Source organism: Flavonifractor plautii ATCC 29863 (assembly GCF_000239295.1).
GTDB classification, from domain to species: Bacteria; Bacillota; Clostridia; order Oscillospirales; family Oscillospiraceae; genus Flavonifractor; species Flavonifractor plautii.
The window spans coordinates 1-12,648 of the sequence record NZ_JH417773.1 but is presented as its reverse complement, the minus strand read 5'-3'; the positions used below and the strand labels follow the sequence as shown (position 1 = coordinate 12,648).

General features: G+C 57.8%; 14 protein-coding genes, 2 tRNA genes and 1 pseudogene. 11 read left to right on the top strand and 6 right to left on the bottom strand.

Annotated features, from left to right (window positions below):
* Positions 1-127: 127 nt before the first annotated feature.
* Together HMPREF0372_RS09610 and HMPREF0372_RS09605 are read right to left on the bottom strand one after the other, a co-directional pair.
* Positions 128-346, bottom strand: coding sequence for an ATP-binding domain-containing protein (locus HMPREF0372_RS09610; protein WP_007491538.1), 219 nt, complete (start codon positions 344-346; stop codon positions 128-130).
* Positions 347-1,272: 926 nt separating this feature from the next.
* Positions 1,273-1,360, bottom strand: a tRNA-Leu gene (locus HMPREF0372_RS09605).
* A gap of 168 nt (positions 1,361-1,528) precedes the next feature.
* Here HMPREF0372_RS09605 and HMPREF0372_RS09600 point away from each other — a divergent pair.
* A tRNA-Leu gene (locus HMPREF0372_RS09600) sits at positions 1,529-1,614 on the top strand.
* A gap of 823 nt (positions 1,615-2,437) precedes the next feature.
* Positions 2,438-2,759, top strand: a pseudogene (locus HMPREF0372_RS21425) (transposase); the annotation flags it as partial.
* Between the two features lie 311 nt (positions 2,760-3,070).
* Here the strand turns inward: HMPREF0372_RS21425 and HMPREF0372_RS20590 are convergent.
* Positions 3,071-3,388 carry a hypothetical protein gene (locus tag HMPREF0372_RS20590; protein WP_226907703.1) on the bottom strand — a complete coding sequence of 106 codons (318 nt, stop codon included), beginning with the start codon at positions 3,386-3,388 and terminating at the stop codon, positions 3,071-3,073.
* Positions 3,389-4,153: 765 nt separating this feature from the next.
* On the opposite strand from HMPREF0372_RS20590, the gene HMPREF0372_RS09590 reads away from it, so the two are divergent.
* The 4 genes from HMPREF0372_RS09590 (at position 4,154) to HMPREF0372_RS09575 (ending at position 6,994) form a co-directional block, all read left to right on the top strand.
* The gene (locus tag HMPREF0372_RS09590) at positions 4,154-4,924 is read left to right on the top strand and encodes a BclA C-terminal domain-containing protein (RefSeq protein ID WP_039997140.1); all 771 of its coding nucleotides are present in this window, start codon (positions 4,154-4,156) and stop codon (positions 4,922-4,924) included.
* A 59-nt stretch (positions 4,925-4,983) separates the two neighbouring features.
* Positions 4,984-6,069: a glycosyltransferase gene (locus HMPREF0372_RS09585; protein ID WP_007491529.1), complete on the top strand. Its 1,086-nt coding sequence runs from the start codon at positions 4,984-4,986 to the stop codon at positions 6,067-6,069.
* Positions 6,070-6,469: 400 nt separating this feature from the next.
* Entirely contained in the window at positions 6,470-6,727 is a 258-nt protein-coding gene (locus HMPREF0372_RS09580; protein WP_007491525.1) for a hypothetical protein, read from the top strand.
* Positions 6,728-6,763: 36 nt separating this feature from the next.
* Positions 6,764-6,994 carry a hypothetical protein gene (locus tag HMPREF0372_RS09575; protein ID WP_007491523.1) on the top strand — a complete coding sequence of 77 codons (231 nt, stop codon included), beginning with the start codon at positions 6,764-6,766 and terminating at the stop codon, positions 6,992-6,994.
* Positions 6,995-7,031: 37 nt separating this feature from the next.
* Here HMPREF0372_RS09575 and HMPREF0372_RS09570 read toward each other — a convergent pair whose 3' ends face one another.
* On the bottom strand, positions 7,032-7,796 hold the full coding sequence (locus tag HMPREF0372_RS09570) for a MerR family transcriptional regulator (RefSeq protein WP_007491521.1): 765 nt from the start codon (positions 7,794-7,796) through the stop codon (positions 7,032-7,034).
* A 127-nt stretch (positions 7,797-7,923) separates the two neighbouring features.
* Between HMPREF0372_RS09570 and HMPREF0372_RS09565 the strand changes: the two genes are divergently transcribed.
* The 3 genes from HMPREF0372_RS09565 to cutA are packed head-to-tail and all read left to right on the top strand — an operon-like array spanning position 7,924 to position 9,750.
* Positions 7,924-8,631 (top strand): alpha/beta hydrolase, encoded by a 708-nt coding sequence (locus tag HMPREF0372_RS09565; protein WP_007491519.1) that lies wholly within the window; start codon positions 7,924-7,926, stop codon positions 8,629-8,631.
* Between the two features lie 24 nt (positions 8,632-8,655).
* Positions 8,656-9,414 (top strand): EFR1 family ferrodoxin, encoded by a 759-nt coding sequence (locus tag HMPREF0372_RS09560; protein WP_007491518.1) that lies wholly within the window; start codon positions 8,656-8,658, stop codon positions 9,412-9,414.
* Positions 9,415-9,420: 6 nt separating this feature from the next.
* Entirely contained in the window at positions 9,421-9,750 is a 330-nt protein-coding gene (gene cutA, locus HMPREF0372_RS09555) for a divalent cation tolerance protein CutA (protein WP_007491516.1), read from the top strand.
* A 69-nt stretch (positions 9,751-9,819) separates the two neighbouring features.
* Here cutA and HMPREF0372_RS09550 read toward each other — a convergent pair whose 3' ends face one another.
* On the bottom strand, positions 9,820-10,710 hold the full coding sequence (locus HMPREF0372_RS09550; RefSeq protein WP_009261411.1) for a LysR family transcriptional regulator: 891 nt from the start codon (positions 10,708-10,710) through the stop codon (positions 9,820-9,822).
* Between the two features lie 140 nt (positions 10,711-10,850).
* Here HMPREF0372_RS09550 and HMPREF0372_RS09545 point away from each other — a divergent pair, with 140 nt between their 5' ends.
* On the top strand, positions 10,851-11,297 hold the full coding sequence (locus HMPREF0372_RS09545) for a cupin domain-containing protein (protein ID WP_007491513.1): 447 nt from the start codon (positions 10,851-10,853) through the stop codon (positions 11,295-11,297).
* 10 nt (positions 11,298-11,307) lie between these two features.
* Positions 11,308-11,631, top strand: a complete 324-nt coding sequence (locus tag HMPREF0372_RS09540) for a carboxymuconolactone decarboxylase family protein (RefSeq protein ID WP_007491511.1) — start codon at positions 11,308-11,310, stop codon at positions 11,629-11,631.
* A 149-nt stretch (positions 11,632-11,780) separates the two neighbouring features.
* Here the strand turns inward: HMPREF0372_RS09540 and HMPREF0372_RS09535 are convergent, their stop codons facing one another.
* On the bottom strand, positions 11,781-12,599 hold the full coding sequence (locus tag HMPREF0372_RS09535; RefSeq protein WP_039997136.1) for a MerR family transcriptional regulator: 819 nt from the start codon (positions 12,597-12,599) through the stop codon (positions 11,781-11,783).
* Between the last annotated feature and the right edge of the window lie 49 nt (positions 12,600-12,648).

Here is a 12,648-nt window from a genome sequence, read left to right as displayed (position 1 = left end):
AAACCTACACGGGTGGCGGTCCTGCTGCCTCGGCATTCAGAAATTGTGTTTTGATGATATTCAGACCCAACCGGCCGCCGGCCGCCTTGCCGAACCCGTCGATAATCTGATTGATTGTATCCGCACTCTAAAAGATTTTTAATTTTTCCTTTGCACGGGTGATGGCTGTATAGAAAATGCCGTGGGAGATCTGCTCGGAATTGCTGCTGGGGATGACCTCCTTGGCGGAATTGTACTCGAGGCCCTGCGCCTTGTGAATAGAGACTGTATAGGCCAACTGAAAGGGGACGACCGAAAGCCCAAGGAGTGGTCGTTGGAGATCCCGTCCAGCTACAGACGAAGTCATCCCCAGACTCTTCCGTGTTTTTGATCTCGTCCCCGCCGGTAAAGCGGATCACCGCGGAGTCCTTGCTAAAATCGAGCGACGCGAGAAACCTGGGGGAAATGTACTTCCAGAATACGCGCTCCTGCCCTCGCTTCCCCGTATTTAACACCAGGAACAAGATACCGGGGTCCAGCGTAACCTCCAAAGCCACATATGCAGGGAAGGCAAGATCCCGTAGCCGATAGTGGACAGCGCCGTCCAGCGATATCTGCGGGGTCGAGGTTCCCTTACTCTGGATCACAAAGCTCCGCTTTGGCCGCCTAGACACCTCTGGAGACGGGACTAATTCAAACGTCCCATCCGTATTAGGCCATGTGTCTTCAGTCGAGAACCTCTCACTGATTTTCCGTCCGAGCCCAAAAATGCCTGGAGCATTGTAACTGCGTCCCGGTCATCACCAGACCGGGCGGTGTGGGTGTTACTATGCCGCTGAAGCTGTTCAGATGTAATTTTAGTCAATCCGACCATGCCCCCTTTATGTTGACAGAAAATCCTTCCAAAATTGCTTATATGCTAATTGTAATCAATTTCCGCTCTTTTTACAAGCTACATGCCATATCCTCTGATTCCAAAATTAAATCTTTTCCTTTCGCCTGCAAAATCCAGATAATATTTTGTAGTAAAACACCTCTATAGCATGACTGATTGCCAGCATATCATGGAGGTATTACAAATTTAAAAACCACGTCTCAGCCTCAATTGGCTAAGACGTGGCTTTCAAATTTGGAGCAGACGGTTAAAACCGACAAGAAAAAAGCCGCCCGCAGGGCGGCCCCAAACCGAAGCCCAGCGTAAGCTGGTTCGGTTTGGAAAGGAGGAGCAGCGGCGTGAGCGCGCTCTGACATATAAAATAAGTCGGAGCAAGCGATCCATAGCTTGCTCCGACATGGTGCGCGAGGCGGGACTTGAACCCGCACGTGCGTAATGCACACTAGAACCTGAATCTAGCGAGTCTGCCAATTCCACCACTCGCGCATCTTTAGCGCTCTTTGCAGCGCGAAGATTATATTACCATCTGTCCCCCCACTTGTCAACTCCTTTTTTCGATCTTTTTGCTTTTTCTGGTGCGGAGTGGAAAATTCCAGTTGACAAATCCGTAACGGCTCGTTATAATAATCTAGCAGTCTTTCGAGACGACAATATGCGGATGTGCTGGAACTGGTAGACTGGCTAGCTTGAGGTGCTAGTGGCCCATGGCCGTACGGGTTCGAGTCCCGTCATCCGCACCATACTGAATGACCCTACCTCCTCTGAACAAATGACTGACATTGTTCAGAGGAGGTAGGGTCATTTCATTCCAGAACTCCTTAGACTGCAAGAGGTTTGACCTTTTTATGCGAAACATTTTGTGTCACCAATCAAATACAAACAGCGTAAAATTAAAGTGTAAAACGTGTATACGACGAGATTCGAACTCTTAAAGTGTCATCGAGATGTGTTGCTCATGAATACATCTTCCACCCGACATGGCGTACAGTTTTGCAATGTGCGATAAGATTCACTGTGTATTATAAACCTCGATGCAGGAGGCCAAGCCGCGCTTGAAATCCACTTCTGAGGGGTAATGCTGTCTCGACTGAGGAAGAAACAGGTACTCATAAATATTGGTTTTAACCGTCTCTTCCAAGATATATAAGCAAAAACACTGAGAAGTGCGGTGTTTCTGCTATTTCGGATAGTTTCAGAAGAAGTCAACACAAAAAGTATGGTTTGGGAAGATACGAAATCCAGTTTTGGAGGGACAGAGCGTTTCAACCCTCTCCTCATTTGACCAAGGCACACAAAAACAAAATCAAGCGGCCTGTTGATTTCACGATACCCGGAGGTAACAGGCGGCTTTTTTCATTCCCTGTAGTTCTGTCCTTTATAGTGCTTTTGCTTCATCTGTTCACCATTCCTTGGCGGTGGATAAGGTAAAATAAGTTTCGCAGAAAAGATGAGCCAAATGCACACATTGAAAAAGGGATCAGATGAGACAAGGGTTGCAGGCCTCTCGTAGAATGAAATTGCGACACAGCATCCCAAAAGAAGTCTGTAAACCATGTTCCAAAAATTTTACAACTAAATGAGGGAGTAATTAAGAGTCCTACAAGGAATTGGTGCGAGGTAGCGTGGAGGTTTCCCCTCAACGAGTTATTGGAAGTCGAAGGCGGAGAAGCTCTCGGTACGAGCGCAATGAACAGCGCTAAGGCTACCGCAGCGGCCACTGTAGCCGTAGCCTCATTACCACTTCCGGTGAAGTCGCCCTCAAGGTGCCCAAGCTCAAGGGGATTTCCTTTAAAACGGTTGCCATTGTGAGCTGTCGCTGCCGGGAGAGCAGTGTGAAGAAACCCTGATCGAGATGTATCTAGCCGGCGTATCCATCCGGCGTGTGTAGGATATAACTGAGACCACGTGGGTTCTCCGGCTACTATCAGCAAACTAATGCGGTCATTCTGACAGCGATTGCGGTCAATAAGGATGGACGCTGTATGGTCATTTTTACCGTAAGGTATATTCTGTCGTTCTCGATCCAAGGTGAAGCCGGAGGTTATCATGAGGTTCCGCTCATAATATAACACCTGCTTTTATCTGGCTTTCCAGCCATTCTTTGTCCGGCAGCAAAATTCGTTTTATCTCCTTTGTACTGGATTCTCTTGTGCCCGGCAGAGCCGTTACATGCTATTAAAATGCTCAATCATGTCATCAAAGCTCTACCACATCCATCACTGCCTGCTCCACATACAGAGGCGCTTTGGCGTCAAGCATCAGGGACAGCTTCACGCTGTATCCATTGTTTATACAGGGGTGCATTACAGAGACATAGTGCAATGTCTGCTGGCCGTGTGCCGGGTGTCCTATGGAAAAATGCAGAGGCAGCGCATCTGTAAACGCACCACAGGGCGACTGTCTGAGGAGAATTGTCCCCTCTTCCGGTGATGTAGCGCAGACATTCAGTGCGTATTGGACTGCGTAGGTTTTCCCTGGATCAAGCTGAATCTGAGCAGGGGTACGTTCGTCCAAACAGATATCTTTTCCTGAACGGCTTCGCTGTCTCCAGCACAGGCGACAGTCCGGATTCCACAGCATTCTCTCCCGCAGTCCTATTAATTGAACAGCGCTTTTTTCACAGGACAGTACCTGATGAGACACTAGATGGGGTGGGGAGCAGGACACCGGACACTGGGACACACAGGGATCTGGCCGGCAAGGGGAAGGACAGGGCGTAGGTCCCGGCTCCGGCTTACAAGCTGGCGGCGGGGGCGATGGAAGCGGGCAAAACTCTAGCACCTGAGCCAGCTTGTTTTTCAACAGCATCTGGTTTTGCGTCACTGCCTCAACAAGGGCGGTGACGCTTTTGTTGACGGCCAGCACGTCATGGGGACAGGCACAGGGGCTTGTGCCGGGCAGAGTCCCCAGGATATATTGTAGTTTCTCACCCTCAGCGTTGAGAATATGACTCAGGGCAAGCTCTTCCATGGCAATGGACGCGATAATCATGGTCAGAGCTTCCTCTTGGGTCATATCCGCCCCGTTGGGTGGAAAGGAGGGCATAGACATATTAAAACTCCATAGTTCGTCCCGGCGGGGCCGGGTCCAAGATGTGCGGCAGGGTATCCATGCCGCCGTCTTACCCTATGACATCCGGGGCAGTTTTGTTCCACCGGGAACCTGTTGGCTGGAAGATACATAGAATGTCCCAGCGCGACGTTTTGGAGTGCCTCGCTCCCGCCAGCGCACCGGTGCATATTAGTATGTACCTCTCAATTTGAAAGGAGATTCCCGATAATGTCTCTGCCTAGCTTTCCCGTAGTGAATCCCCCCATTGAACGGGAAGACGCAGTTAATCAAATTCTCTCTTCTATTGCGATGGAAGAACTCGGCCTGAGCCATATTCTCAACGCTGAAGGAGAGAAACTGCAATATATTCTGGGAACCCTGCCCGGTCTCAGCGGCCCTCCCGCCACAGTCAGCGACGTGCTGGCCGCCAATGAGAGCGTCCGCAGTATGCTGGAAACCGCGGCGCAGAACCAGCTCTTTCTGAAAGCAAAGATGCAGGGCGCTTTGACAGCCTCCCCCATGCAGGGTCCAACCGGCGCCACCGGTCCCACGGGGGCGTCCGGTCCCACTGGAGCCACAGGTCCCAACCTTACCTCCACCGCCGGCTTTGCCGCCAACACCCAGGGCAGCAGCGTTCTGGTGGCGCTGGGGGGCAGCCCAATCCCCCTGCCCAACGCCCAAGTTCTGTCCCCCGACATCACGGCCAACACCGGGAACACGGTGTTTACCGTGGCCACGGCGGGCACCTATCAGATATCTTACCATGTGAATACCACTGTGGCCCTGCTGATGGGAACCCGGCTGGTGATCAACGGGGTGAACAGCATCCCCTCTACCATCAACCCGGTGGTCTCAACCTCTAACTTTGAAAACCAGATTAAGGTCACCCTGCCCGCAAACTCCACCATTACGTTGCAGCTCTTTACCACAATTGCCGGAACCGCCATTCTGGTAAGCGGCGGCGCGGGGGCCTCTCTGACCATCATCCGTCTGAGCTGAGTGCCGCCGGTAAAAACCGGCGGAAACAATATCATGATGAATCAAAAGGAAGCGCCACTATGATAAGCGTCAGTCTGTGTATGATTGTAAAGAATGAGGAAGATGTGCTGGAGCGCTGTCTGAAGAGTGTGGCTGGCCTCGTGGACGAGATTATCATTGTGGACACCGGCTCCACCGATCGGACCCGGGAGATTGCCACCCACTTTACCAATCAAATCTTTGACTTTCCCTGGCAGGATGACTTTTCCGCCGCCCGGAACGAAGCCTTTTCCCATGCGTCTATGGACTACTGCATGTGGCTGGATGCCGACGACGTATTTTTGGAGGAGGATCAGAAGGCTTTTCTCAACCTAAAAGAGACTCTGGACCCAACTGTCTCGGTGGTCATGGCCCCCTACCACACCGGCTTTGACGAACGCGGCCGCGTGACCTTCTCTTACTACCGGGAAAGGCTAATCAAAAACCGGGCTGGGATGTGCTGGGTAGGAGCCGTCCACGAGGTTGTCACGCCGGTTGGGAATGTCCTGTACTCGGATTTCGCCGTCACCCACCGCAAGACCCGCCCCTCCGACCCAGACCGGAACCTGCGTATCTACCAGGCCCAACTGGCTGCTGGGAAACAGCTGGAACCCCGTCAGCAGTTCTACTACGGCCGTGAGCTCTACTACCACCATCGCTGGGAGGAGGCGTTGGATGTCTTTGAGCGATTTTTGGAAGAAGGCCAGGGCTGGGTGGAGAACAACATTGACGCATGCTGCCACTGCGCTTACTGTCACAAGGAGTTGGGCCATGAGCAAGCGGCGCTGGCTGCGTTATTTCGCAGCTTCACCTACGACCGACCCAGGGCAGAGGTCTGCTGTGAGATCGGAAACTGCTTCCTCCGGCAGGAGCGGTACCAGCAGGCTGCCTACTGGTACGCTCTGGCTCTGACCTGCGCCCGGGATGATCGCAGGGGCGGCTTTGTCTCTCCGGACTGCTATGGTTATCTCCCCTGTATCCAGCTGTGCGTCTGTTACAGCCATCTGGGCGACCAGAAAAGAGCGGAAACCTTCAATGAACTGGCCGCCGCCTGTAAACCGGATTCATCGGCGGTTCTTCACAACCGGGCTATCTTTCAAAGCCTGTCAGAGTCGTTGCCTCGTTAGGCGGGTCCAATTGAATGGCCCTACCTGGCCAGAACAAATGGTTATCCTTGTTCTGGTCAGGTAGGGCCATTTTATGTCTAAAATCCTTTTTGCTAGAAAAGTCTCGGCCTTTCCTATATAAAACGCCTTATGCCACCAGTCAAATACAAACAGAGCAAATTCAAAGGTCAAAACGTGTAATGGGTGGGATTCGAACTCCTACTGACATCGGCTTGATGCTTTTTTGCCTGCTGCTCATGAGAATCGTCCCTTCGATAAAGTTACTTGTATGTTTTGGGAACAACCCCCATAGTCTTATTGGGGCGGCAAAATCCGTCGTAATGTAGTACAATAAAAATCATAGTCACGCTGAATAAGAAGCTACTTGCAATAATACTTTTGCTTTATACGAGAGAACTTTATGATAGACTTGCGAAAAGTTTATACTGTATTTTTGACCGAAATTCAAGGGAACGTTATCAAGAAGATCATGAGAGCATTTTTGAGTGAACGCACTCTTCAAAAAGAGACGGAAACGATTATGGAACGTGTTGCGTCACACGGCTTTGGGAGACGCATCTTTTTTATTTTGGTGTCTACTCCGCCGTTCGGTATTCCATTGCTTGTCGGAAAGAAATCCCGCCTGCAATGTTTTCATGAGAGAACGGCTGTGGTATAATCGTCATACTTCATAGAGCCGAAAGGAGGCACCCGGATGGGGGACACGCTTGATTTTCCAGCCTTTCCCGGACAGCCAGAGTTGGACGGCATGGACCGCGCTCAACTTCTCTCCTGCCTGGAACGGATCCAGCTTGTGCTGGAGCAGCTGGACGAGCTCGAGCCGGAGGATATGGACAGCGATGCCTATGAGGACTGGGGAGAACGCCACGAGGCACTGGAGGATCTGGCCGACGAGCTCCAGGACCGCCTGGACGAGCTGGAATAAGGCGGAGCGCCGCGCAGCTGCGCGGCGCTCCGCCCTTTCACAGCCTCTCCGCCCAGCAGGCTACTGCGTCCCGTAAGAACCGGGCGCAGCCGGGCACAGCCCTGTCATAGTAGGCGGTAAAGCGGGGGTCAGACACATACAGCTCGGCCAGGCCTCGGTGCTTGGCGGGGTCGTACTGGTTGCCGGTGAGGGTGAGCCAGCGGCGGTGGAGCGCCGCAGCCGCCCGGCCGTCCTCCCCCTCCGGAGAAGCGCCGGAGGCCACCGCTCGTTCCAGCGCGGTCTGGAGCTCCCCACCCAGCCGCGTCCACTCCTGGTACTGCTCTGGGGTCAGGTTCAAAACCGCAGTCTGGGCCTCCTCCACCTCGGCGTCACCATATCGGCCTCTGGCCTCTGCCCCATAGGTCTCCTGGTGCCAGTCCACAACCCGCTGTTTGAATGCCTCAAATTTCTGCTTATCGTCCATGATTTCCTTCCTTTCTTCGGCTCCGATGGTCTGTCGTACCGACCGGATCAGGCCCTCCAGCCGCGCCCGCTCCGCCTCCAGGGCGGTCAGATGGCTGCGCAGGGCGGCCAGCCGGTCGAAGGAGGGGTCGTCCAGGCACCTCTTGATCCGGGCCAGCTCCACCCCGAGGGCCCGGTAATAGAGGATGTCCTGAAGCCGGTCCACCTCCGCCGGGCCGTAATAGCGGTACCCGCTCTCCGCCACCCGGCTGGGCTTCAAAAGACCGATTTCGTCGTACCAGCGCAGGGTGCGGGTGGTCACCCCGGACAGGCGCGACAGGGCTTGAATGGAATATTCCATCCTGCATTCCCCCCTTCTTCTACAGCATAGCAGTTGACGCAGCGTCAAAGTCAAGCATTTTCTCCAGGTTTGTGTTATAATAGAGTATCCTGCCCGGTAAAGCTGCTGGGCACACGAGGAGGAAGCGATGGAACTAACTGAGCTGGAGGCGGCCGGGCTGAATGCCTCCCTCTATGGTCCGCCCGCCGACCGGGTCTGGCTGTATGTCCACGGCAAGGGCGGGTGCAAGGAGGAGGCGGCGGACTTTGCCGCCCTCGCCTGTCCCCGGGGCTGGCAGGTACTGGCGGCCGACTTGCCGGAGCACGGGGCACGCCGCGGGGACGGGGTGCCCCTGGACCCCTGGCACGCAGCGCCCGAGCTGCGGGCGCTGTTGGGCTATGCCAAAGGGCGGTGGCAGCATACCGCCCTGCGGTGCACCAGTCTGGGGGCCTGGTTCTCCCTGCTGGCCTTCGCCGGGGAGCGTCTGGAGCAGGCGCTTTTCGTCTCCCCGGTGGTGGACATGGAGGGGCTCATCCGAGACATGATGGGGTGGGCCGGCGTCAGCGAAGCCCAACTGGAGGCGGCCGGCGAGCTGGACACTCCCTTCGGGGAGACCCTCTCCTGGCCCTACCTCCAGTATGTCCGCGCCCATCCGGTGTCCCGCTGGCCCACTCCCACCGCCCTGCTGTACGCCTCCGGGGACGCCATGCTCCGCCGGACGGCGGTAGAGGACTTCGCCCGCCGGTTCGGCGGAGCACTCACCGTCCTGGAGGGCGGCGAGCACTGGTTCCACACACCGGAGCAGCTTGCGGCCCTCCACCGCTGGGAGTCGGATGTGTTGGAGCAAATGAAATAACCGTTTATAAAAGGAGCGTTCCTGATGATTTTCTATTTCAGCGGCACCGGAAACAGCCGCTACTGCGCCAAATGGCTGGCCCACCGGCTGGGGGATGAGGCGGTGGACGCCTTTCCCTTCCTGCGGGACGACCGCTTCCCCGCCCTCACCTCCCGGTCCCCGTGGGTCTTTGTGTCTCCCACTTACGGCTGGCAGCTCCCCCGCATTTTCGAGGCCCTGCTCCGCGGCGGCCGGTTTTCGGGCAGCCGGGACGCCTACTTTGTCATGACCTGCGGGGCGGAAATCGGCGATCCCATCCCCCGGCTGGAGGCCCTTTGCCGGGACATGGGCCTCACCTACCGCGGCGTTCTGCCGGTTGTCATGCCGGAGAACTACATCGCCCTGTTCCGCGCTCCCGGGCCGGAGGAGGCCCACGCCATCGTGGCAGCCGCGGTGCCGGGGCTGGAGGAGGGGGCGGAGCGCATCCGCCGGGGCGAGTCCCTCCCGCCCGTCCGGCGCGGAGCGATCGACAAGCTCAAATCTGGACCGGTGAACGCCTTCTTTTACCGCTTTATCATCAAGGCCGGCCCCTTCCGCTCCACCAGCGCCTGCGTGGGCTGCGGCAAATGCGCCGCAGTCTGTGTGGAAAACAATATCCGCCTCCGGGACGGCCGCCCTGTGTGGGGGGACCGGTGCACCCACTGTATGGCCTGCATCTGCGGATGTCCTGCCGGAGCCATTGAGTACGGCAGGGCCAGCCGGGGCAAGCCCCGCTACCAGTGTCCGGAATACCGGGAGGAGTGAGGGGCCATGGAATTTGAGTTCTGCAAGCTGGAAATCTATCTCCCTGAGAGCCACCTGGAGGCCGTTCAGCAGGCCCTGTGGTCGGTGGACGCGGGCCATATCGGCCGGTACGACCGCTGTCTCTCCTATAGCCCTGTCATCGGCGTCTGGCGCCCCCTGGCGGGCACCGCCCCTTATCTGGGCAGGGTGGGTGAGGTATGCCATGCGCCAGAGCTCAAGGTGGAGGTTACCTGCCGGACAGACCGCGTGGAGGAGACCGTGGCGGCCGTCAAGCGGGCCCACCCCTATGAGGAGCCCGTCATCAACGTCATCCCCCTTTACCGCACCGGACTATGAGGCGGAGCCCGTGTCCCCCTTCTGGCCAAACAGCGCGTCCACCGGAAATCCGGCGGGCGCGCTGTCTTCTTATGCGGGGCCGTCCCCCCGGACTAGGGCCACAAACCGGGCCACATCTGCGCCGGGCCGGAGCTGATAGAGCAGGCCGTACGGGATGGTGAAGTTCCAATCCACCGGAAGGGTCACCAGGGACGGGTGCACCTCCGTCCAGCAGTCCAGGCTCATCAGCAGGTGGCCGGTCTGGACGCTGCGGTTGAACACCTCCATGTCATAAAACTGCGGGGTGTCCTCAATATGGATCTGCGGATGGGCCTCCACTGCGGCCCGCACCCGGTCTACTGAAGGGGAGTCCCCCTGCTTCACCATCATCAGGGTCTCCCCATGCAGCTCTGCCAGGGTGAGCCCCTTCCGCCCCGCCAGGGGGTGTCCCCGGGGGACGGCGATGCAGTGGCGATACTCCCCCAGAGGGAGAAAATTGCAGCGGTCCAGCCACTGACGGGAGTCGCAGGCACCGATAAGGAAGTCAAATTTCTCTCCCAGGGCGCCGATCTCTCCCAAAATCCCCTGGTGGTCGTCCTCATAGGGGACGAGGTGGAGCTGGTAGCCGGGGAAGTGCCCGCAGAAGCGGTACCACAGGTCCATAAAGGGCCGGCAGGGATTGAGGATGGAGGTTCCCACACAAAAGGCAGACCGGGCCGCCTGGGCGGCCGCCCGCGCCTCCCGCAGCGCCCGGTCCGAGTCGGCGAACATCTGTCTGGCGTAGCGGTAAATGACCTCTCCCGCCGGGGTCAGGACGGTCCCCCGCCTTGTGCGCTCCAGCAGCTTCAGCTCCAGGTGCCGCTCCAGGGCGTTGAGCTGCTTCATCACCGCCGTGGACGAGAGGTAGAGCTTTTCCGCCGCCTGGCTGAAGCTGCCGCAGTCGGCCACGCAGACAAAGGTGGCCAATTGGGGGTTGAACATGGCCGCTCCTCCCTTCCGTTCAAACTTTTGGTTGATACCATGGTACAAAATCGGCGCTTCCCTGTCAAGCCAGCCCGGCTTAAAATAGGAGCAAACAACCGCAGGTGGAATATCCGCCTGGCCGGAGAGGAGATTGCACCATGACACCGGAAGAGCTCAACCGCACCAGCCCCTTCCACGCGGGGGCGGAGAACACCGCCTTTGCCCCTTACTTTGACGGCGCCAGCTATCTGAATATGCTCTCCACCGAGCAGGTACCCGTAGGCTGCGTCACGTTCGCGCCGGGCTGCCGCAACCACTGGCACATCCACCGCGCCGCCCGCGGCGGCGGGCAAATTCTGCTTGTTACCGCTGGACGGGGGTGGTATCAGGAGTGGGGCGAAGCTCCCCGGGCGCTCCGTCCCGGCGACGTGGTGAATATCCCGCCCAATGTCAAGCACTGGCACGGGGCGGCAGTGGACAGCGCCTTTCAGCACCTGGCCGTCGAGGTCCCTGGGGAGGGTTCCCAAAACGAGTGGTGTGAGCCGGTGGACGCGGCGGCCTATCGGGCTCTGGAGGCACTGACCGGCGGGACAGATAATCAGTAGGAGGTCTTTTATGGAACAAAAGATAACGGCGGGCCGGGACGAGCTAGAGGGCTTTGCCCCCAAATTCGCCCAACTCAATGACGACGTGCTCTTCGGCGAGGTGTGGGCACGGGAGGAGGCTCTCTCCGCCCGCGACCGCAGCATCGTTACCGTCACGGCCCTGATGGCCGGCGGCATTCTGGACAGCTCCCTGAAATTTCACATTGCCAACGCCAAACGTCACGGCGTCACCGCCGGAGAGATGGCGGAAATACTCACCCACGCCGCCTTTTACGCGGGATGGCCCAAGGCCTGGGCCGCCCTGCGTATGGCGAAGGAGGTCTACGAGGGCTGACAGCGGGAGGCCCAGGCATAAGCCTGGGCCTCTTACCGCGGCATGGTCATGAGATGACAGCGCATGGGCCGGGACCGCCCACATGCGCAATCACTTCATGCGCCTGAGCCTTTGCATCGTTTCATGGCAGATCCTGTGCGCATGAAGTGTTACGCCCGCTTTTTCACCGGGTAGCACACTTCGGTGACGTACTCCTCCGGGTCGTCGGTCTCGCTGGGATTGACGTGGTAAATATTGAAGGCCGGGCCGTCAAAGGCATAGCCGTTGTCCCGCACCCAGGCGGCCACGGCGGCGTTGGCCGCGCGGATCTTGTCGTAGGGCCCCCGGAAGGTGGCCGAGGCAAACGTCACGGCGGGCAGGGTGCGGAAGCGGACGTGCTCCGTGTCGGGGTAGTCTCCCCGGACCGTCTTCTGCGCCTCCGCATCCACCTCCCGCTCCCGGTACTCCCCGTCGTAATAGGTGACGGAGCAGAGACAGGGCTCCTCCAGCCGGAGGCTCAAGGGCGCGGTCTCCCGGGCCATCACCTGCCAGAGCTGGTGCTCGGCCTCATAGCTGGGGAGGGTCATGCGGACGCAGGCCGCCCGCCGCTGGGGCAGATTTTTCAGAGTAACGCTGTATTCCATGGTGCTTTCATCCTTTCTCAACTGTGCACGGGCCGTGTCCAGGAGGCGCAGCCGCTGCCTCGTCTCCGCCAGGAGGGCCTCCAGCGCCCGCTGCTGCTCCGCCAGGCGGCGGTCCAGCTCCTCCCGTCCGCCGTCCTCCAGCAGCGCCCCGATGGCGGACAGGCCGAAGCCCATGTCCCGCAGGGCGGCGATGCGCCCCGCCGTGGTGAGCTGCTCCTCGCGGTAGTAGCGGTAGCCGGTGAACGGGTCGGTGTGGACGGGCTGGAGCAGCCCCAGCTCGTCGTAGCGGCGCAGCATGCGGATGCTGAGCCTGGACAACTTGGAAAAGGTACCGATTTTCAACATGGCCGATTCCTCACATATATGTGATCTTCCTGAGCTCAGGATTATCCTA

Coding starts and splice junctions, on each gene's coding strand:
- HMPREF0372_RS09610 (WP_007491538.1), bottom strand. CDS start 346: ATGACTTCGTCTGTAGCTGGACGGGATCTCCAACGACCACTCCTTGGG.
- HMPREF0372_RS09570 (WP_007491521.1), bottom strand. CDS start 7,796: ATGGAATATTCCATTCAAGCCCTGTCGCGCCTGTCCGGGGTGACCACC.
- HMPREF0372_RS09585 (WP_007491529.1), top strand. CDS start 4,984: ATGATAAGCGTCAGTCTGTGTATGATTGTAAAGAATGAGGAAGATGTG.
- HMPREF0372_RS09545 (WP_007491513.1), top strand. CDS start 10,851: ATGACACCGGAAGAGCTCAACCGCACCAGCCCCTTCCACGCGGGGGCG.
- cutA (WP_007491516.1), top strand. CDS start 9,421: ATGGAATTTGAGTTCTGCAAGCTGGAAATCTATCTCCCTGAGAGCCAC.
- HMPREF0372_RS09565 (WP_007491519.1), top strand. CDS start 7,924: ATGGAACTAACTGAGCTGGAGGCGGCCGGGCTGAATGCCTCCCTCTAT.
- HMPREF0372_RS09560 (WP_007491518.1), top strand. CDS start 8,656: ATGATTTTCTATTTCAGCGGCACCGGAAACAGCCGCTACTGCGCCAAA.
- HMPREF0372_RS09590 (WP_039997140.1), top strand. CDS start 4,154: ATGTCTCTGCCTAGCTTTCCCGTAGTGAATCCCCCCATTGAACGGGAA.
- HMPREF0372_RS09580 (WP_007491525.1), top strand. CDS start 6,470: ATGATAGACTTGCGAAAAGTTTATACTGTATTTTTGACCGAAATTCAA.
- HMPREF0372_RS09540 (WP_007491511.1), top strand. CDS start 11,308: ATGGAACAAAAGATAACGGCGGGCCGGGACGAGCTAGAGGGCTTTGCC.
- HMPREF0372_RS09550 (WP_009261411.1), bottom strand. CDS start 10,710: ATGTTCAACCCCCAATTGGCCACCTTTGTCTGCGTGGCCGACTGCGGC.
- HMPREF0372_RS09575 (WP_007491523.1), top strand. CDS start 6,764: ATGGGGGACACGCTTGATTTTCCAGCCTTTCCCGGACAGCCAGAGTTG.
- HMPREF0372_RS09535 (WP_039997136.1), bottom strand. CDS start 12,599: ATGTTGAAAATCGGTACCTTTTCCAAGTTGTCCAGGCTCAGCATCCGC.